The sequence below is a fragment of the Roseovarius autotrophicus genome, from assembly GCF_018069895.1.
Classification (GTDB): domain Bacteria; phylum Pseudomonadota; class Alphaproteobacteria; order Rhodobacterales; family Rhodobacteraceae; genus Roseovarius; species Roseovarius autotrophicus.
In genome coordinates this window covers 120216-143631 of sequence record NZ_JAGQDH010000007.1, presented here as the reverse complement: position 1 = coordinate 143631, position 23416 = coordinate 120216, and the positions used below count along the sequence as shown (strand labels likewise).

The following is a 23416-nucleotide window of genomic DNA, read 5'->3' as shown; positions in this document are numbered from 1 at the left end:
CGAAAACAACATCGCAGCGGCTGCCAATGGCAGCGGCGAGGCGGCAACCAGCGCGGACAGCACAGCCGTCGGTATCGGGGTTGCCATCAACGTGGCCACCATGAGCAACGCGGCCAGCGTCGCATCCGGCACCGCGATCACGGCGCAAGGGCTGACGCTGGCCTCCACCATGCGCGAGGTGGACGGTAACGCCACCCATGATTTCAGCGCCAGGGCATCCTCTGCCGCCAGCGGAGGCGACACCGGCATCGCTGGCTCCTTTGCGCTGGGCGTCGTCACATCTGACACCACGCCGCTGTTCGAGGGCAGCATGCTGGCGCTGTCCGGTGGCGCCATCGACATCGACGCCGAGAGCCAAGCGCGCCATACCGTTCTCGCCTCTTCCAAGGGGCTAAGCAAGGGCAACAGTTCCACCGGCGTGGGTGCGTCCATTGCTCTGGCGGTTGTGTTTGACACCACGGATGCGGGTATCGCCGAAGGGACCGTGATGAACGGCACCGCAAACAGCGTCAGCGTGAAGGCCGTGTCGCGTTTCCTCGCCGCCGAAACGGACGGTGCCATCACCGAGGCGCTGGGCGGTGCGGCGGGCGATGGCACCGCTGTCGGCGGTGCTGTGGCGGTGACCTATGTCGAAAACACCACCCAAGCGCGGATCGGCAGTGGCGCGGGCAACTTCACCATGACCGGGGGGGCGTTGTCGGTGACCGCCGATCACGTTGCCGACATCGTCTCGAACGCCGATGCCGAGGTCGCGGGCTCGGGCACGGGCGTCGGTGTCGCCGTGGGTGTCAACATCGGCTTTGACCAGACCGATGCCCATGTCGGTCGGGCAATGACAACGGGTGAAAACCAGATCGCCAGCGCCACGGTCACGGCGGATGCGACGCTGCGCACCCTGGCCACCACCAAGGCCAGCGCCAAGGGCGCGGACAAGACCAAAACCGGTGATTCCGACAAACAGACCGAGGATGCGGGCAGTTTCGCGTCGCAGCAATCGGGCGGCAAGGCCACCAGGACGCCGACCCAGAGCGGCGACGGGATGTTTGGCTCTGCCAACAGCAGTTCTATCGATAATTCCGGCAGTGGCCTCAAGCAGGGGGCCGGCGGCTCCAACCAGTCGAGCGGCGGCAAGACCATCGCGGCGACTGTAGCCGTCAATTATCTCGGTGGCGGAGTGACGGCCGAAATCGCGGATGGCGCCAACGTGAACGTGGCGGGTGCGGTCACGGTCGAGACCACCAGCCGGATCACGGCCAAGGCACTGGCGCTTGGAACAGCCGTCAACATCGAGGACTCCAACAGCACCGGCGTCGCCGCCGCCGTGGGCCTGAATATCGTCGAGTTCGACGGTCTTGCGCGGATCGGCAATGCCGAGGTGACGGGCGGGTCGGTGTCGGTCCGGGCCGTGCAGCCGACGGACACGGCCAACATTTACCAGGTGCGGGCGCTCTCGGGTGCGGCGGCCGGGGCGGACGCGATCGCCGGGTCCATAGCCATCACCTATATCGATGTCTCGAACGCGGCGTTGGTGGCCGATGGCGCGACGGTGATGGCGACGGCGGGCGATGTCACGGTCGAGGCCGCGACGCTGATCGAATTGCAGAACCTCTCGGGCGGGGCGGCGCTGTCCACCTCGAACGGCGCGGGCGCTGGCATTGCGGTGTCGATCAACATCCTGAACGAGATGGATACGACCGCCGCGATCGGTGCAGGCGCCACGGTCACGGCGCAGGGCGGCCGCGTCACCGTGACGGCGACCGGCAGCTTCACCCCCTTCGAGGAGACGCTGGGCCTGAACACAGGCCTGGGGGCGCTGGACAACCAGAAGATCGGCCTGACCAACTTTGCCGCCGGGGTGGCGGCCGCGGGCAATGGCGCGGCCGTCGGGGGGTCGTCGGCCATCAACGTGCTGATGATCAACACTTCCGCCACGGTGGGCGATGGCGCCGAGATCGCCGGTGAGAACGGGATCAGCGTCAGCGCAGAGGACACGCTGACCCTGTTCACTGGCGCCGGCTCTATCGGCCTGTCCGCGGGCGGGGCGGGCGTGGGCATCGGTATCAATGTCGATGTGGTCCTGCGCTCCACCAGCGCCCGGGTCGGCAAGGGTGCGGAACTGATCTCGACTGACGGTGACGTGACGATCAAGGCCACGGCGGTGGAAGACCTGACTTCGGTCGCGGCGACCTTCGGGGTGGCTGCGTCGGAAGTGGCGGTGGCCTTCTCGGTCGGGGTGGCGGTTCTGGATACCACGACCGAAGCCATCGTTCAAAGCGGCGCGGGGAATGACGCCTCCTCGGTAGACGCCGGGGGCGACGTGACCGTCGCGGCATCGGGCAGCTTTGACATGCTGTTCATCTCGGGTGGTGTGGCTGCCTCGGGCAGTTCGTCGGCCATGGGCATCGCCAGCAGCGTGCTGGTGCATCTGGACACGGTCGAGGCGCTGGTCGGCGACCATGCGGAGATCATCACCGGCGGGACGAGGGGCTTGTGGGTCGATGCCTATAGCCACGAGAACGTGCTTGACCTCGTGGTGGCCGCGGGGGTGGCCGGGGGGGACGTGGGGCTGGGTGGCTCGGTCCTCGTTTCAGTGATGGAAGAGACGACGCGTGCCGCAATCGGCGATCACGTCACCATCCGGGCCTGGAACGAAGATGCCGGTATCGCCCCCGGCGTGTTCGTTACTGCCGAGGCGGAGAGCACCATGCTTTCGGCCGCAGGGGCGGTGGGGCTTTCGGCCGGCGTCGCTGGCATCGGGGCTGGCGCGAATGTCCATGCCGTGACCAAACGCACCGAAGCGCTGATCGGTAATGACGTCACCATTGCGGGCGACCCGGACGTAGAGGGGGCCCTTGCCCAGGGCAACATCGAGGTGGACGCGCGCGCGACCGAGGTTTTCAAGACCTTTGCCGTCTCGGCGGCGGCGGGCAACTCGGTGGGCGTGGGCGTGGCCGCCGACGTGATGGTGCTGACGCTGAACACCCATGCGCTGATCGGTGACAGGGCCGATGCCCGGACGCGCGGCAGCGTCAAGGTCCAGGCGGTGAACGAGACCGAGGCGGACATGATCATCGTCGGTGCCGCCGTGGGCGGCACGGGCGGCGTCGGCGCCAGCCTCGGCGTTGCGGTGATCGACAAGACCATCGAGGCGGCCATCGGCACGAACGGCACGGTGACGGGCCTGGGCTTTGCCACCACGAACGCGCGCAGCGGCGCCTATGAGATCGGTTCGCGGACCTCCAGCGAGGGTGTGAACACCGACGCCTTCACCTTTGAGGATGGCGCGCGGCCGACGGCGGACGATTTCGAGGTCGGGCTGCCCGGAAGCGAAACTCCGACCGATCTGGCGACCGAGGCCGACCCGACCGTGAACGATGGCGGCCAGCCGAAGGAGAAGCCCAAGCAGGACGAGATCGACTCGCCCGACCTGACCGTCGAGCGCACGGCCACCCTGACCGAAACGGCGACGCACGGTGTGGTGGTTTCGGCCAGCGGCAAGGATGACATCGAAGCCTTTGCCATCGGCTTTGCCGGGGGGGGCACCTTTGGTGTTGGTGTCGGAGCAGCGGTCAGCGTCGTGACCACGCGCACCACCGCGGATATAGGCGCCGACACGCGGGTGAACATCGACGGCGGCGATGGTCACGCCGCGCAGTCGGTTTTTGTGGTGGCCGCAAGCGATTTCAGCCATGTGGGCGTCGGTGCGGGCGGTGCCATCGGCGGGACGGTGGGCGTGGCACCCGGGGTGGATGTTTCGGTCATCGACCAGACCACCGCAGCCACAATTGGCGCCGGTGCCAAGGTCGCGGCGGCCGACGACGTGATCGTTTCTGCCGTGGCGCGGGAAAGTTTCTTTGTGCTTGGCGGTGGCGTCGCTGTCGGCGGAACGGTGGCGGTGGGTGGCGGCATCGCGGTGGCGACGGTCGAGACCAAAACCTCGGCGCTGATCGGGAATGGCGCGGTGATCACCGCTGGCGGCGATGTGGCTGCGATCGCTCAGGATGACACCGATTTCACCATGATCGCCTTTGGGGGCGGTGTCGGAATCGCTGCCGCGGGCATCGGTGCCGGTGTAGGCGTGGTGACGATGGTCAAGGACACCACAGCCATCATCGGTGAGGGGGCTGTCGTCGATGCGAAGGGCCTTGGCACGGGCGTGGGCGGCATTCTGACGGGGGACACGCCGACAAGCGGCGATTTCACGACCGGCGCGGCGCATGGCGTGATCGTTCAGGCCCGCAGCTCCGAAAGCCTGCTCAACCTTGCCTTTGCCGGCGGCGGTGGCCTCGTCGGGCTGGCCGGGGCGGTCAGCGTTTCGGTCATCGACAGCGATACCCTTGCGGCCATCGGCAAGAATGCGCGGATCAACCAGGACAGCGGCAACTTCGCCGCGAATGACGTGGGCGCGGCACAGGGCGTCTGGGTGATGGCGGCAAACCGCTTTTCGCTGGTATCCGCCGCGGGCGGTGTGGCTGTGGGCTTTGTCGGGGCCGGCGCTGCGGTCAATTTCGGCAGCGTGCGCAACGAGGTGGGCGCGCTGATCGACACCGGTGCGCAGGTGAAGGCCAAGGCCCGGGTGGAGGTCGCCGCATTGGCGGACAAGGATCTCAGGGGCTATGTCATCATGGGCACCGGCGGGGCCGTGGGTGTCGGCGGGGCGATCAACGTCTTTGCCATCGGCGACAATTTCGACGCCAGCTATACCGATGAGAACGGCACCACCGACAACGCCGCCGAGCTTGATGGCCAAAGCGTTACAGGCTACGCCAGCGACGAGGCCGGTGCGACCAGCAGCGCCAACGACGAGAGCCTCAACGCACTGATCGACGGCAGCGCAAGCGCGGATGAGAAGAGCGCCGACGGTCGCACCGCCGGTATCCTGGGCCAGGCCAAGCTCAACAAGAGTTTCAATCTCGACAACGATCTCGCGTATACGCCCCAGCCCGAAGCGGGGGTGACGGCGGTGGTGGCCGCCGGGGCCAGCATCGTGACCGCCGGCGATGTCGAGGTGGCGGCCAGCGAACGGATCGGGGTCCATTTCATCACCGGCTCGGGCGCGGTCGGCGTCGGGGCGTTTGGTGTCGGCGTGACCGTGCTGACCGTCAACAGCAATGTGCGCGCGCGGCTTGGCGGGTCCACGACCGCAGGCGGCGCCGTCTCGGTGCTGGCCAATGGCGCGCGGGAGGCCGATATCGTTTCGGTCGGCGTCGCAGGTGGTCTGGTAGCCATGGGCGCGACGGCGACCGTGGTCAACGACCGGGGCCAGCAGGTGGCCGAGGTCAGCGATGGCGCATCGGTCAACGGGGCGGCCACGCTTTCGGTCGAGGCGATCAACACCCAGGATTACACGTCGCAGGTCTACAGCGTATCCGGCGGAGGGGTCGCGGTGGGGGTGAACTTTGCCCGACTGAACCTTGACGACGGCCAGACAGGCACCGATGAGACAGTGGCCCGGATCGGGGCCAACGCGACGATCGGGACCACGCAAAAAGTGGGCGATGTCACCGTCTCGGCCAATTCGACCATCGACGCGCGCTCTGCGGTGTTCTCGGTCGGCGCCGGCCTGTTTGCTGGTGGTGTGAACTTCAGTTTTGTCGTGGCCGCGCCGCAGGTTCTGGCCGAGGTCGGCGCCGGAGCGCGGGTGTCCTCGAGCGGGGCCGTTCGGGTGCTGTCGCTGCTGGACAGCGAGGTGGAAACCGATGTCCTTTCGGTCACCATAGGCGCCATCGGTTTGGGCGTCAGCGTTGCCCAGTCCGATGCGAATGGCAGTTCAAAGGCAATCATGGCCGGGCGCATCATCGACAGCGCGTCAGTCAGGGTCGAGGGCAGGGGTATCGCCATCGCCGATGCCTATGCCGAGGCCTCGGGCGGCGGCCTGATCGCGGGGAATCTGCACCTCGCCCGGGCCAATGCGTCGCCCGTCATCGAGGGGCGTTTGAACGGGACGACCACCTCGGGCGGCACGGTGGAGGTGAGCGCCATCTCCGAAGGCAGGGCCCAGGCAGTCACCGAGAGCAAGGCCGGCGGTATTGCCGGTTTCGGCGCCGGCGAGGCGCAGGCCACCTTGGCCCCGACCGTGACGGCGAGCATCGGTGCCGGCACCATCACCGCCGGTAACCTGGTTGTGCGCGCGACTCACAATTTCGACAAGCCTGCGAACACCTGGCGTGCCTATGCCAAGTCCGAGGCATCAAGCGGCGCGGTGGTGGGCGCACAGGTCAATCTCAGCGTGGCCAGGGCGAATGCCACCGTGCGCGCTCAGATCGCCGGCAGCGTCAACGTTGACACCTCGGCGGCGGGTGGCACCGGCTTTGTCAAGATCGAGGCGCTGAGTGTGAACATGGCGCGGGCCCTGACCGACGGGCTGAACGTGGGCATCCTCGCCGCGGTGGGGGCGACGCAGGCCAAGGCCGAGGCCAACGGCACCACCGTGGCCGAGATCCTTGATCGGGGCGCGGTGTCGGCCTTGCCCAATTACACCATCGGCGCGCTCGACGTGACGGCGACCGGGCAGGACACGGCCTCGTCGGAGGTGAACGCCGCAGGCGGCGGCGTGCTGGCGGTGGGACTGAACAAGGCCGAATCCACCGCCGAGGGCGAAGTGCGCGCCGAGATCGGGCGCAATCTGGGTATTCTTGCCGAAGGCGATGTCACCGTCACGGCAACCGCGCGACCCGAGGTCGATGCCAATACCAAAGGCGTGAGCGGAGGCGGTATTCGTGTGGCGCGCTCCGAAGCCATCGCAAAGATGGAGCCGACCGTGACCGCGCGGGTGGATACGGGAACCACGCTTGCCGCCGGAGGCGATGTCATCGTCAAGGCCGAAGCAACGCCGCAGACCGGGGATGTGCCGACCTACCGGATCGAGTCGATCGACACCAACGCGAACACGCTGCGCATTCTCAGCCATGGCCTGTCCACCGGCGATGTCGTCGAGGTCGGGGACAACCCCAACGTGGATGAGCGCGATTTCAATGTCATCGTGGTGGGCGAAACCAACGATCTGATTGCCTTTGGCAACCGTTTTTCGGGCTCGGATACCGAAATCATCGACAACCGCGACGAGATCCGCTTTGCCCGCAGCCATAATTTCGTATCCGGGGACAAGGTAGTCCTGAGCAAGCTGACCGATGGCGCGCCCGATATCGAGACTGCGGCGGGCAGCACCTTCTGGGTGGTCGTGATCGATGCGCGCACGATCAAGCTGGTGGATGACCCGGCCAAGACGGCAGACGGCTGGTTCGAGGACAACGCCCTCAGGTTCAAGCCTTCGGACGTGTCGGGCACATGGATCGACCTGGGCACCGACGTGTTCGAGCTGGGCGATGCGCTGACCTACCGTGCGCCGGACGTCGGTCAGCAATTCGGCGTGGCCACCGTCGATCAGAGCGCAGCCAAGATCATTGCGGCGCTGGGCGAGGGCGGGCCGAACCTGTCGCAGGCGTCGGAATCCGTGGACAACAACCGCATCTATTTCGTCGATCTGATCGTGGACAGCCCGACCGAGGGCCACCTGATCGCGCATGGGTTCGCCAATGACGACCGTGTCGTCTATAGTTCCACCGACCCGAGCGGGCTGGAGACGGGCGCGACCATCGGCAACCTGGAACAGGGCCGGGCCTATTTCGTCGCCAATGCCGACGCCAATTCGGTGCAGCTCAAGACCGCGGCGCTGGTCAACAAGCCTGTCTATTACGAGCGTGAGGGAGCTTCGACCTACAAGGTCGTGCTGACGGATGGCAGCGACTGGGCCGCTCTGGGCTACAAGGCCGGTGACGTGTTCGAAATCTCGAACGCGCCCGGCAACAACGGCAGCTATACGGTCGCTGCGGTGAACGGCGCCGAGCTCACGCTCAACGAGACGCTGAGCCGCGTCACGCGGATCGACCAGTCGATGACGGTGGGCAGCCGCGACATCGACCCAAGCGCCGGGGTGGACAACCGCTATACCCTTACGCTGTCCTCGGGTAACTGGGGGCCGGGCTTTGCCGAGGGTGACCAGATCACGCTGAGCGGTCTGGGCACGCTCAACGGCACGCGCACGATCCACAGCGTCAGCGGAAACCAGATCACCCTGACCCTGAGCGCCGGCGGTGTGAGCGGCAGCTTTGGCGACGCGCAGGTGCAGCGGCTGAACCCCGAAACCGACACATTCGACACCCCGATCATCGACCTTCAGCCCAAGAAGGATACCGACGGACCGGGCAGCGCCAACCCGGACAAGGCGGATGACAGCATTCACCAGCTGACCCTGGTGGAAAACACCCCGATCGGCGGGCTGGCCGACGGACAGGTTTATTACGTTGTCGGCAAGACCGGTAGCCAGGTGCAGTTGGCTCAGGCGCCCGGCGGCACGGCCATTTCCTTTACCGTGGCGCCGAACGATGGGGCGGACCACCTCCTTGGCGCCTTCGGGATCGATCTGACGTCCGCCGACACGACCGATCTATACGAACTGCGTCTTGATCTGGCGGGGTCCGGCTTTGCCGGGAAGATCCTGACCGCCGAGGATGACGTATCGATTGCCACGATCGCGCCGCAGTCGGGCGATGGCGTCTCGGCTGTAACGGTGCGCGGCTCGGGCGGATCGGTGCTGGTGGATGCGGGCATCAACAAGGCGCAACTCGACATTGCGCCGGTGGTGCTGGCCGAGGTGTCGGCCGCGCTGCTCTCTGCCGATGGCACCGTGACCATCGACGCCACTGGCAAGATGAACGGCTCGGCGCTTGGCCGCAACGGCAATGGCGGGCTTGTGGCCATCGGGCGTGCGGACGCGCTGATCAACCAGGATGCCGGCACGGAGCGCATGACGGTGGACGCAAAGATCGGCACCGGAACCCAGGTGATCGCCGGGGGCGACCTGCGGATGCAGGCGACGGGCACGGGCGCGTTTGATGCCGACAGCAGAACCACCACGGGCGGCGCCGTGGGTCTCGCACGAGGACGTGCGCTGGTCGATGCCGACTGGGCCGCGCGCATCGACGTGGGCGCCAATGCGCTGATTCTGGCCGGTGGGCTGGTCGATCTGCACGCCACTGGCGGCATGACCGGGCAGGCCATGGCACGATCCACCGGCATCGGCATCGGCGGCGATGGCGACTCGATCGCCAGATTTATCATGGACGGTTCCGAAATCGGGATATCGGTCCGTCATGGTGTGCTTGTCGAGGGCCGCGAGGTCCGGCTGCATGCAGAGGGCACGGGCACCAATGTCAGCGTCGACTCGGATGGTCGCGGCGGCGGCTTCTATGCCGAGGGCGAGGCCGATACCGGTGCGAAGCTGGTGCTTGATACGGTCATCAGCATCCTCGACAATGACGCACCCGGCACAGGGGCTCGGATCACGGGTTGGGAAGGTGTGGACCTGATTGCAGAGAACCACGCCAACACGCTTAAAACCCGCGCTTTTGCGCGCTCTACCGGGTTGTTCGGTTATGTCGATTCAGACACCCGGACCTTCTTTGACCTGGATGCCCGCGTGTTTGGCGACAGCGGCGGCGTCAATGGCACGCTGATCACGGCGGGGCCGCGCGACACCGGGCGCGCCAACCTCGCGGATTTCGAATACGACCCCATCGTCGCGGGCGATGCCCGACGGCTGGCGTTCCATATTCTGGCCGAGAACCGCTCGAACGTAATCAACGACGATGCCAGGGTTTCGAAGCGGTCGCTCGCGGCAGGCGGCAGCGATGAAAGCCGGTCAGGCGACGCGCGTCGCGACGAGATCGATTTTTCCAGCAACGTGCTGATCCTGTCGGGGCGTTCGCCCCAACTGGTGACCAAGACGCTTTCGATCAGCCCGGACGCCACCATCGACCGCGCGGTCAATGTCACGATCAACGATACGCAGGGCGGCGGTGGAGCCGCCATCAGTTCGGGCGAGATCAAGTCGGACGTGATCGACGTCAACGACATCACCAATCCAGGCCCGGGCGACGTGGTGTTCAAATCGACCGATATTTCGGGGTCGGGCGGCATCTGGACCTTCCGCGAAACGCTGCAGCGGGTCGAGATCCTGAACCTGTCCGACAAGAGCATCCGCATCAACGACATCGACGTGACTGCAGACCGGCAGCCGCTTGTGGTGTTGACACCGACCGGTTCGGCGGACCCGCTGTCGCTTACCTTCGATATCGTCAATGACGTGGCACCCACCTATATCGGCATTGCCAATACCGGCACCGCCGATATCCTGCTGAACGGTATCATCAACAACCCGATCGGGGTGACGAGTATCGTGGCGCAGAACGGCTCGGTCCTGGGCGATGCGCTGCGACCTGAGGCGATCATCCGCACCCAGACGCTGAACATTGATGCCTCGGGCGATGTAGGCCGCGATGCAGCCACCCGCGTCGCGGTGGACATCGTGAAGTCAGACGGCGTGCCGGAAGCGTTCGCGTTCCGCACCAGCCAGGTCAACGGGCTGAGCGACACGATCTTTCTGGGTCTCGGCAATAGGTTCCATGAAGGGCAAATGGTGCGGTATGACGCCACCGGCACGCCCGTTGCGGGACTTGAGGATGGCGTTTTCTACTACGTCTCCTTCGGTGATGCCGCTTTTGACGCTGATCTCGGCATGAGCGGCGTGCAACTGTTCCGCGATGCCGCCCTGACCGATCTGGTCAACATTGCCCCGGCGGGTGCGTTGACCGGCACCCACAGCCTGACCGGGGTCGAGACCTTCACCGTCGATGCGGGCAGCAACGCCTTCCTCGACATACGCGCGTTGCTGCGCACCGGCGCGGTGGCGGATTTTGCTGACGATCCCTTCCTTGTCGTCAATATCGACCGGGTTTCTGCGGGCAATGATGCCGATCTGCTGTTGCGGCCAACCTATTTCCAGACCGGCGAGGGGGACTCGGGCGGTGTGGTGGTGCGTCACCGTGGTGTTGCGCCGGTTGGCGAGAAGCAGTTCACCTATTACACGAATTTCGTGAAGGCGAACCCGGCCCCAAGCCAGAGCCCGGTGGGCGTCAGTCGTGGCGCCTATGGCGAGGGAACGGTCGAGCTGGCGAGCACCTATGACTTCCGCGGGCTGGACCTGACCGGAGCGCGGACGCTCGCCGGGCTTCAATCCGGCGCTGTATCGGGTGAGGGCAATGTCAATGTCGTGGCCGCCAAGAGCGGGCCGACCGATACCCGTATCAACGTGCTGGCGCTGGTCGAGGTGGACACCACCGGCACGCAGGTGGGCGAGGGGCATATCTCTGTGCTTGCCAACGGCTGGATCGCACTGACCGAGGTCACTGGCGACTTCCGCGTGGGCGAGATCCGCTCGACCGCGAATGACGTGCTGATCTACTCGCCGCAGCGCATCATCGACGCAGAAGGCGACGACAACCTGACGCCGGCGGATGTTTCGGGGCGCAGCATCACCATGGTGGCGGCCTCGTCCTTCGTGAACCCTGACGCAGGCGACGTGCCGGGCGAGATCGTGTTGCCGACCGTCGCGCCGTCCGGACTCATCGGTGGTATCGGCCAGACCGACAATTTCCTCGAAATCGACCTGGACAACCGCGGCCTGCACGAAGGCGTGCTGCGTGCCCATGACAGCACGGCGACGGCGTCGCAGGGCATCTTCCTCGACGAGGTTGCGGGCGATCTGCGCATCCACACCGTGCATACGATCAACGACGTGTCGCTGCGCACGGTGGCGGGCTCGATCATCGATGCGCGCAACGATGACGCGGCCAACATCATCGGGCTGAGCGTCCATCTCGATGCCAACGGCGTGGGCGCCAGCATCGGCGAGCATCACAACCCGCTGGAAATCGACAGCCGCGCCGGCCTCCCGCGCGAGGACGACCTGACGGTGGCGACCGACGACGTGGCGCTGGAGGCGACCGACAACATCTGGCTGACCGAGGTCGCGGGCGAACTGCGTCTCGTGCTCGCCCACACCTATCTGGGCGATATCGAGCTGACCGTGCGCGAGAGCGCGGCGCAAGGCGAGGATCTGCAACTGATCCGAGACGGCGCCGCCCGCTTTGCCGAGAACAACAATTCCGCACCGTCCGGCCACATGGACGCGCTGCGACCGCTGCCGCACGGTCTGGTCCTGGCAGAACAGGGCTCGGTGACGCTGCGGGTTGGCGACGATATCGAGACGCATGAGAATTCGGCCATCGTGGCGGGTCGCTTCATCGACATTTACGGCGATCATGGCAATGCCGATCCGGGCTTTGGCACCAACATCCTGCTGCGCGGCCAGATCATTGCCGGTGCGGTGATGGTGGTGGCAGGCAACCGCGCGCCGGGCATCCCGGCCGGCACGCAGGGTGATCGGCCCATCGGCACCTGGCGGCCCGACGACCGTGACACGGATGTGACATCGGCTGACCGGCTGACCCGCATCTTTGGCAATACCGACAGCGATCTGTTCCGCTTTGGCGATCCGTCGGGCGCCGCCGGTGGCACCCAGTGGGGCGATGCGGGCTACATTTTCCTTGGCTCCAAGACCCGTGCATTTGGCGGCGACGGCGAGGACCGTTTTGAGGTGTATTTCCTGCAGGACATGGCCGCGCAGACCTCGCCCGCCATCCAGACGGCAAGCTTCGTCACAGACCAATACACCACGGGCGAACCGCTGCCGGCCTTTGTCACCCAGATGAATGTTCTGGCAGAGCATACGCTGACGCTTGACGGGCAATCCGACAGCGACAGCTACAAGGTCTACACGCTGGGCAGTCAGGGCGACGAGCGCAACTATATCATCAATGTCCTCGACACCGGCGCGCCCGATTCCGGCACCGACACGCTCGATATCTTCGGCCATGACGGCGACGACGACATCTTCCTGCTGCGCGCGGCGGCCTTCCTGCCCAACGAGGTGGCGAACCGGCCTGGCTATGTCGCGCTGCTGCATGGCGCCGTTGACCAGTATCAGGACGTGATTCAGGGCAACGAGGCATCAAGCGAGGTGCAGCGGATCAGCTATGACACCGGCATCAACGGGAGGCTCACGGTCGAAGGGCTGGGCGGCAACGACCATTTCTTCAGCGACGATGTGACGGTCATCGCCACGCTCGACGGCGGCGCGGGCGACGACAGTTTCCAGATTGGCCAGATCTTCGGCTTGAACCGCAACGAGGCCGATGGCAACCTGTTGCCGCAGGACGAGTTCCCCGGCCTGCGCCCGACCACGCGCGGCTGGCTCAGCAACGGTTCATCCGCACCTCTGCTGGTGCAGGGCGGCACCGGCAATGACGAGTTCCGGGTTTATTCCAACCAGTCCGAACTGCGTCTTGAGGGCGATGACGATAACGACCTGTTCATCGTCCGCGCCTTTGCCATCGCGGCGACAACCGATTACGACTGGAACCGGGACGGCATGATCGACCAACTCGATCTTCAGGCCGGGCTGGACCTGCTCACCCTTGGCTTCGAAGATGGGGCCGCTGCCTTCGAGGCCGAGATCGAGGGGCGCGATGACGCCGAATTCCTGAAGGTCGCGCTCAAGGATGGGGTCGATTACGTCTTTGATCGCAATGGCGATGGCGGCATCAACTTCCTCGATGTCTTTCTGACGGTGGATGACACCACCGATGACGTGATCGTGCTGGACGCGGACGGCGTGGCACAGCCGCAGATCGGGCTGGGCTTTTCCATCGCGCAGGCACCCGACATTCGCGCCGGGGGCGGCCAGGACGAGGTGCGCTACAACGCCAATGCGCCGGTTTCCATCGACGGCGGCACGGGCTTTGACAAGCTGGTCGTGCTGGGCACCGAGTTTGCCGACGACATCGTCATCACAGAGACGGCCATTTACGGCGCCGGGCTGAACGTCCGTTACGCCAATATGGAAGTGGTGGAGGTGGACGGTCTGGAGGGAGATGACCAGTTCTTTGTCCAGTCCACCGCATTCGGAGTGGCCTATCGCATCATCGGCGGGCTGGGTTCGGATGTGATCAACGTCGCCGGCGACGTCACCGCCGATATCATCACCCGCGAACTTGAGGGTGTTTCGGGCGCAATCGACCATCTCGTGCGGTCCGATGATGTCTTTTATGACGGTCTGGTCATCGACGGGCTGGATTACAACGTGGCCAGAGATGGTGAAGGGCTGGTTGTCATCGACGAGGGGACGGACGGGTTTACCGTCGTGCGCGAAGGCTCTGATCCGTTGGACAGCTACGTTGTTCGCCTCGCCCGCGCGCTGGAGGCAGGCGAGGTGGTTTATGTCACCGTATCGGCCGCCCGTTCCCCACAGGAGGAACGCGACGACAGTTTCGAAAACCCCGCGCCGCTGGCCAACGGGCAGGGCGACACTCTGCTGGTGTCCACCAATGCGCCCGCCGGTATCGGTGTCGAGGCGGCCGATATCCTCGGGATCGACGCATTGCAGAGCGACGTGGACAAGAGCTTCCTTCGCGAGGTGGTGATCGACGGGCAGACCTTCCTGGTGCCGCAGCGCGCAGTCGTGCTGCGCTTTGACAGCGACAACTGGGATACTGGCGCCGAGGTCTTCCTGCACGCGGTGGACGATCTGCGTGCTGAAGGCGACCGCGTGGTGGTCATGCAGCACTCTGTGCTCTCAACCACCTCGCCGGATTATGACGGCATCGCCGTGCGCAACGTCGAGGTGCAACTGCGCGACAACGACACCCCTGGCATTCTGGTGCGCCAGCTTGACCCTGTGACGGGTGAGGAAGATGGCCGCACCATCGTTGTGGAAGGCGACGACATCACCGGCCTGTCCGACCAGATCGGCGTTCAACTTGCTCGTGAGGTCGCGGCCGGCGACACCATCGTTGTCAAGCTTAACCTGGGCGGGCTGACCGGCGATCTGGCGCTTGCGGACCAGACCGACAGGGCGATCACCATAACCTCGTCGGATTCCCGCTTTGACGCGGCGCACCTGACGCTGACCTTTGATCACACCAACTGGAACGACGAGGTAATCCTCGAGATCGTCGCCCTGAACGACGATGTGGCCGAAGACCCCGAAACGGCGGTGATCGGCTTTGGCATGAACCTCGGCAGCGTCACGCAGGCGATGACTGTGGGGGATTGGGACGACGGCGGCACATCACGTCTTGCGTTGTCGCTGCAGACCGCCAGCTGGGTTTCGAAAGGCTTTGATATTGGCCAGGCGGTGATTCTGACCGGGCTTGTCGGCATCGCGGATGGGACAGAAGCCGTGATCGCGGGCTTTGCCACCGGCGGCGTGGTGATGCAGTTGGATCTGGCGGCTGAGGGGGCGACCCTTGGCGAGGCTCCGGTGATGACCGTGTCCAAGGCCGATCTGAACGGTGACCAGACCGTCAACGCGCTGGGCGACTATGTGGTGCCCAACCTGCGCTCGGGTACCGGGCTTCTGGCGATCACGGTGCTTGACAACGATACACCTGGTTCGCTCGTGCTGGAAACCGGGCGCGACACCGTGCTGATCCCCGATGACCCGGCCACGCCAGGCGACGAGTCCGTCTCGGACAGCTATCGTCTGCGGCTGACGCAGGCCCCCACGGCGGATGTCGAGGTGGCGTTGCTGACCGACGGGCTGGCGGATATCACGGCGGTGGACGGCGTGCCGGTCAGCTATGCCGAAATCGGCGGGCTGCGTCCGGTTCAGGTGTTCAACGGCACCCTCGACTTTGATGGCAACACCCTGACGCGCGGCGCGGGCAGCGATCTCGGCAGCTTCGTGAACGAGGGATGGAAGGCGGGCGACCTGCTGCGTATCGGTGCCGATCCCACGCTATACACGGTGACCGAAGTCACCGGGTCCATGCTGATGCTGGATGCCAATACCGGGCTGAATGAAACGGTCGAGGATGTGATCCTGTCGCGGGTGTTCGAGGTCGAGACCTGGACTGGCGCGGCCCGGCTGGACCTTGTGGACGGTGCCTGGCGGCTGGTGCGGCTTGAGGCCGAAGTCACCGGGGCAATCCCTGCGGACGAGCCGGGTTTTGCCGTGCGCGGCTGGCTGAACGAGGGTTTCCTCGAAGGTCAGACGGTGCGTATCAGTGACGGAATCAACAGCATCGACGCCAAGATCGCCATCATCCGCGGCTTCAACCAGACGCAGGATGCGGCGATACAGTTCACGCTGGATCCCTCGGTCGATTTCGCAGCCGCAGATGCTGGATGGCTGGCCGGTGATGTCACCGTGACCGTCACTCGCATCGCGGCGGTGACGATCTTTACCCCTGATAATTATTACATGCTCCAGACGATCGAGCTGACGGCAGACCCGTATTACGAGGTGCCGACCACCCGTGAAGGGGTCAAGATCTTCCCGGTCAAGGCACACCGGCTGTCCGAGATCCGTGGCCCGCTTGCGGTGGAGGGGGGGCCGGCAGGGGCCGACCGTTCTCTGACAAACGGTGTCAAGCTTCCGGGCGAGGCGGACACCTTCCTTTTCGCCATCGGCGCGCAGCCACCCGAAAGCCAGCAGATCGACGTTCTCAACATCTACAACGACGGCTCCAAGGCCGACAGTGCCGGGGTGTTGACCGAAACCACGCTGTCCGGCTTCGGCATGGGGGCCGACCTCGTCTTCCCGAACGTGTCCGGCCCGCTGCATGGCGAAGGGCCCGAGGGCGAGGGCGCGCAGACCCTGATCTTTGCTGGCGGTATCAGCTTTGGCAAGGTCAACTTCGGCGCCGCTGGCGTGGCCAACGATGCCACCGTGAGCACGGTCGAGGTGGTCAACCTGATGCTGGGCGAGGGTAATGACGATCTGCTTGTGACGGGCACGCTGAACCCGGCCCCGCATGTCTCGGCCGAAAACGAATTCACCTTCATCGAGGGCTGGAACGACAGCGATTACCTGTTCCTTTATGACCGGACCGATTTCAAGGGCCAGCTGGTCGTCACGCGCGAGGGATTCAACTGGAAGGGCGAGGGCTTCCTTGTCGGCCAGGAGGTATTCGTGGTGGATGGCAACGGCCTGCGCCATGCGCTGGGCCGAATCGTAGCCATCGAGGACGCACTGGCCTACGGCGCGGAGGACATCGACCCGGCCACGGGCGAACCTTACCGTGATCCCAGCGACAATTCGCTGCTGATTCTCGACGCCACCGCCTTGCCGGCGCTGCCGGACGATCTTGACCTGACAGACTCGGTTCGGATCGTGGCTGAGGACAAGGATGTCGCGCAACTCATCGACACCACCGTTCAGAGCGTCAGCGCCGGTGTGGCCGTGCTGCGCTGGGAGGCGATCAACGGCGCCGGTGACTTGCCGGCGGACTGGACCGAGGCCGGGGTTCTTGAAGGTCATCTGCTGCATGTGGACCGCGCGGTCGGCGGAAGCGTCGAGCGCATCGACCTGCGGGTGCGCCGGATCGACGGGTTGACGATAGAGGTCGAGGCTGCTGGCCAGCAGCCGCTCGATTTCGTCACCGATGAGGAGGTGAACGGCCTGTTCTGGGTTCAGGGCAAGCACGGCGGGCTGACGGTGCTGCATGGCGGCGGCAACCGCTACATCAACACCCAGGGCAGCTTTGATTTCGATGCCGAAGCCAACAGCCTGACCCGGCTGGACGGGCGCAGCTTTGCCGAGGTGGGTTTTGAGGTCGGGCAGGTGATCCAGCTCGAAGGCGAGGAGTTTACCCGCGAAATCGTGGGCTTTGCCGATGCCGATCCGACCGAATACGGCGCCGAGGGCCTGTTCCGGACCTGGGGGAGCAGTTCTGTCATAGTCCTGAGCGCACCGCTGCGTGCGGGTGGCACGGTGCTCGACAGCGGCGCACAGGGGCTGCTGGTCCATGTGGCCGAGGCGCTGGAGACGACGATCACCCGCGAGGTAAAGATCGAGGTGAAGGCGCTGACACCGGGCGACGACTCGAGCCTTGCGACAGTCGTGCGCCTGACCGACGGCGCTGGCTGGGGCGATCTGGGTTTCTTCGCCGGCGGCGTGGTGTTCATCGAGGGCTTCGCCGGGGCCTTCGCGATTGCACAGGTGAACGGTGACGAGATCGTGCTGCAGGATGCGGCACTGGGAAGTTGCACCGACCATGACGGCATTGCCACGCTGACGATCACCACCTTTGACATTGCCCGGTCCGGCGGGCAGCGCGTGGGCGGAGACCATTTCATTGTTACTGGCGGGGCAGGACCCGACAGCCCGCTGGTCATCTATGGCGACACCAGCCAGGACGGCATCTGGTATTCGGGCCGCAGCTATGACCGGCTGGGCCTTGAATTCGGTCCCAAGCCTTTCGATCCGTTCCCGCTGCTGCCCAACGACCAGAACGAGGATGACACCTGGATCTTTGCGCTGGCCAACCCGTTCAAGCTGCATGGCAACGACATCATCGACGCCTCGGCGCTGTTCGCGGACATCCCTGATGCGGCCATCACCATCTCGGTGGGGATCACCGCCTTCGGCGGGATGGGCAACGATACCATCATCGGCTCGCAGACCGGCGACCACCTGGCCGGTGGTTCGGGCGACGATGTGATCATTGGCCAGCGTGGCAGCGACCACATCTACGGCGACAGTGGCTTCAACGTGAATATCCTGACGCGCGCGCTGACGGTGGCCACGCTGGACGCCAGCCCCGCGCCGGGGGTCGATCCGACCACACCCAAGGCCGAGGGCACCTTTGCGCCCATTCCCAGCCCCGTGCGCGACCCGATGGGCAATCGTCCGGCGGATACCACGGGTCTGCTGAACATTCCCGGCGCGGGTTCTGACTGGATCGTGGGCAACGGCTCGGGCATAGAGGACGGCACGCCGGATATCATCTTTGCCGACCATGGCGAAGTGATCCAGCTTGTGATCGACCCCAACGCGCCCTTTGCGCTGGACCAGAAGATCCAGACGACTTTCCTCTCGACGGTCATGGCCATCAACTCGTTGCAGCCGCAGACCGGCGGCGACGATGTGGTGTTCGGTTCGGAGAACGACGACATCATCATCGGTGGCGCGGGCAACGATGCGCTTGATGGCGGAGAAGGCGATGACCTGATCTTTGGCGACAACGTCAGCCTCAGCCGTATGGGTGAGATCGACGACAACCTTTACGATGACATCCAGAGCCTTCGGTTCCAGACGCTTGCGGGTGTGCTCATGTATTCGCGCAGCGACCGCCCGGTATCGCCGGGCTATGATCCGGATGCGGTCACCGGTGACAACAGCGGCGTGCTGATGGTCGCTCTCGATGACCAGGGCGCCCCGATCGCCCGCGATTTCCGTGACCCGAACGGGCCGTCATGGTGGGCGGAATATGAAATCGACTATGCCGAATATCACAGCTTTGCGGTGGAGGCCGGGAGCATCGGCGCTGGCAGCTTCGGCAACGACTATATCGCCGGCGGAGCGGGCAACGACTATATCTTCGGCCAGCTTGGCAACGATATCCTGCAGGGCGACGGAACCATCCTTGGCGCCGTCACCGGCCGCGGCAACGGCACTATCGGCGGGTTTGCCGATCTCACCCGCTATGTCAGCGCGGCCCGCGAGTTGCCGACTGTCAACGCGCCTGTCGGGGCCTTGCTGGTGGTGTCCGCTCTCGCTGCGGACACCGATGGCAGCGACTATATCGAGGGTGGCGGCGGCTGCGACACGATCTTCGGCGGGCTTGGCCAGGATGATATCGTCGGCGGTTCGTCCGACATGTTCAGCCTGACCGAGCGCGAGAACCGGCCGGACGGTGCCGACATGATCTTTGGCGGTGCAGGCGACCGGATCGAGCGCAACGATGAGCGCCTGCCCGGTGATGGTACCGGAGAGAGCGATCGCCATGCCCGCGATGCCGATGTCATCGTCGGCGACAACGGTAATATCATCCGCCTTGTCGGGGTGAATGGCGTCGATCTGCTGGAGGCAAGGAACATTGATCTGACCGATCCGGATACGTTTGGTCCGGCCTATGCCGATCTGGCCAACACGCGTAACGGCATGTTCCTGTCCTATGCGTATGACAGCGTGGCGACACTCGAGTCCTCCTATGCACCCGAAGGTGGCGAGCGCATCGTCGTGCGCGGCGTCACCCTGCTCGACTACACGCCGGGCGGACCCGACTGGGATCCGGCGGCGCTCAGCGACATCGGTGGCAATGACGAGGTCCACGGCGAGACCGGCGACGACGAGATTTACCTTGGCCGTGGCGATGACATCGCCTTTGGCGATGCCGAACATGACAACATCATCGGCGGATGGGGCAACGACTGGATATCGGGCGGCACCGGGATCGACGGCATCATCGGTGACGACGGGCGCATCTTTACCAGCCGCAACACGCGGATGACCGGCAATGGCGCTTGGGGCAGCGAATATGCCGAAAGCCTGTTCGGCATCTACAGCCTGCTGGCAAACGACCCGGATCGCCGCACCAGCCAGGGCAACGTGATCAATGAACTCATCTACACCCCGGGGCGGGTGCAGGAAGAACTGATCAACGTGGAGTTCGAGATGGTCAAGTCGGTTGATCTGACGCCCTTCGACAGCCATCGCGATTCGTCTTTTGTGCCGCGTGACTCGGCTGATCCGAACCAGCACAACCCGCTTTACGCCGACGACATCATCTTTGGCGGCCTCGGGCGCGATTTCCTGCATGGCGGATCGGGCGACGACGCCATCGGCGGGCATGAGGCGATCTGGGAAGGCTATGTGCAACTGCTCATCGACGGTGAGGCGTCAGGGCTGATCCGCACAGATTTCACGCGTCCCTGGAATCCGGGCAATATCCTGATGTTCGGCGATGGCCGCCCGCACTGGAACGAGCCCAACCCTGTGGAGCAGCGCGTCGGCGAGTTCTGGCTCTACGACGAATACGACCCGCGCCGCACCATACTGTTCCATGAAAACGGCGAGGTCTGGAAGGACGACGATTTCGACGGCACGCTCTATCATTTCTTCCTGAACGCGCCGGACAACGAAGGCGTGCTGGTCGAGAGCTATGTCGAGTTTGCACCAAATGGCACACCAATTGGCGTGATGGTGCCGGTGCACAGCGACGGGGACGACCGCATCTTTGGCGGCATGGGCAACGACTGGCTGGTGGGGGGCACCGGGCGCGACCACATCTATGGTGGCTTCGGCAACGACCTTATGAATGCTGATGACGTGATGGGCGAGCCGCGCTTTGCCACCATCTCGGGCGGCTCCATCTCGTCTTACGACACCGGGACGTTCGGATCGGCCGACGCGATGGACGATGGCCTTAACAACACGCCCGAGACGCACATGTCCTGGGAGGATCGCGTGTTTGGCGGTGCCGGGCTGGACATCCTGATCGGCAACACCGGCGGCGACCGGCTGATCGATCATCTGGGCGAGTTCAATTCCTACATCGTGCCTTTCGCGCCCTTCGGCATCGCCACGGTCAGCCGGCAGGTGCCGCCGCAGCTCTGGGATTTCATCACCGCGCAGGCGTTTTCGGACGGTGTGGACATGACCCGCGCCGCCGACATCGGCCCCAACCAGCAGTCGCGCTATTCCAACGTGCTGCAACATCAGGGCAATCCCTACGGCGAAATCGGTCTCGTGACGCAGCGCGATCACGGCTACTGGCAGGATCAGTCCGGCCCGCCGACGGACCCGCAGGCAGGCAATATCCCAGGCGGGCGGCGCGATATCCTGCGCACGGCAGATTTCGACGATCGGACGCTTCAGGGCTTCGAAGTGGATACCGGCGTGTTCCGGGCGTCGATGGGCGTCATGAATGTCGAGGCCGATCACAGCGGCAAGGCATCGGGCATCTTCCTGCTGGATGATTACTTGCCGACCTATTACGAAGTCGCGGCCACCTTCAATCTGGACAAGCCAAGAGCCGGGCAGAAGGCAAACGCCTATATCGTTTTCGACTACTATTCCGATGTCGATTTCAAGTTTGCGGGGATCAACGTCTCTACCAACAAGATCGAAATGGGATATGTCGACGAAACCGGCTGGCACTATCTTGTGCAGTCGAACAAACCGGTTCAGATCAAGCCGAACACCAACCACGATGTCCTTGTTGCGGTCAACGGAAACAACGTCACGGTCCAGGTTTTCGGCGTCAACTGGTTCACCTATGACTTTACGCCAAGGATCGACGCCTATGGCCTGCCGGTGCCGCTGAACGGCGGCATGGTCGGCATCGCCATGGATAACTCCGGCGGCCGGGTTGATAATTTCCGTGTGCAGGTCCTGCCGCCGGACTGGACCCTGAACGAGACCGACGATTTTTCACCGCCGGTCGCAGAACTTCCGCGGGTAAGCCAGTCTGCCGGCTGGGTAGAGGCCAGCGGCAGATTGACCGGAACGGTGAACGGCACCGCCCCGGCCGTGCAGACAGTGGAACTGGGCACAAGGCTGCTGTCGAACAGCACGCTTGAGATGGAGGTGGAAATCCGCACCGCCGGCATCGCGGGCTTCGTGTTCGACCGCTACGATGCGCTGAATTACAAGTTCGTCGCACTGGACGTGAGCGGCGACCGGGTCATCGTGGGCCATGCCACCCCCGAGGACGGCATGGTCATCGACGCCGCCTATGCCTATTCGCTTACCGCCGATTCCGATTACCGTCTCAAGCTTACCGCGCAAGGCGCCGGTCTCATGGTTTCGGTCAACGGTGTGCAGCTGGCCAGCTACGGTTTCAATGCGGCGCTGGTGGATGGCGGTTTCGGGCTGATGGTGATTTCGGGACAGGCCAGTTTCGACAACTATCGCCTGGCCACCGATGACCAGCAGTTCAACGCGGCACTCAAGCTGGCCCAGGACTCGGTCGCCACGCTTTCCTCGGATGGCTATATCGAGGTCGATCCGATCGCGGATGCGGACCTGCGTCGGCTCTATCAAGCCGCGCTGAACGACTGGGCCGAAGCCGGCCTTGTTTCCGACACGGAGCTGGAGAGGCTGTCTGCTGTGCGTCTGGTGGTCACCGATCTGGAAGGCACAACGCTGGCCCGCGCGATGGAGGACACGATCCTGATCGATCTCACCGCCGCCGGTGCCGGCTGGTATATCGACGCCGATCCCGAGGCCGATGACGGCTTTGCACAGGGGCTTGTGACCACGGGGGTCGATCTTCTGACCGTGTTGCGTCACGAAATCGGGCATCTGCTTGGCAAGGAGCACGACACCATCTTGCTGATGGCCAGCGAGCTTCAGGCCGGCATGCGGATCGGGGTAGACGATGCGGTTTCGGTGACGACGGAACCGACCGCCGAGCCAGATAGCGCGCCCGAGGCCGAGCCGGTCGAGGGCTCCGGGGCAAGGCCGCTTCGGGGCGATGGCCGGGGGCCGAACCGGGCCGATGCCGGTTTTGTGTTCGATCCCGCGACAGGGGCGCTGGTCGATCCGGACGAGGCGCGCCAGCTCTTTGCCAGCCGCAACAGGGAGGTCGGCAACGTGGTGCTTCTTGGCGCCGGCGCGATCCTGGCCAACAAGCGCACCGCAGAACCCGTCAAGGTCCGTGGCGCGGTCTTGCAGCCAAAAGTGGACGCGCCGCCGCAGTCGCACTGGTTCCGGCGCCTGTTCGGCTAG

The 23416-nt window shown here is 64.7% G+C and carries 1 protein-coding gene (running past one end of the window); it reads left to right on the top strand.

Annotated features, from left to right (window positions below):
- Positions 1–23416, top strand: partial view of an LEPR-XLL domain-containing protein gene (locus tag KAK09_RS10215; protein ID WP_210878832.1) — the 3' portion only. The gene continues 5429 nt to the left of window position 1, outside the view; 23416 of the gene's 28845 nt are visible here — the last part of the coding sequence; the start codon falls outside the window, past its left edge; it ends in the stop codon at positions 23414–23416.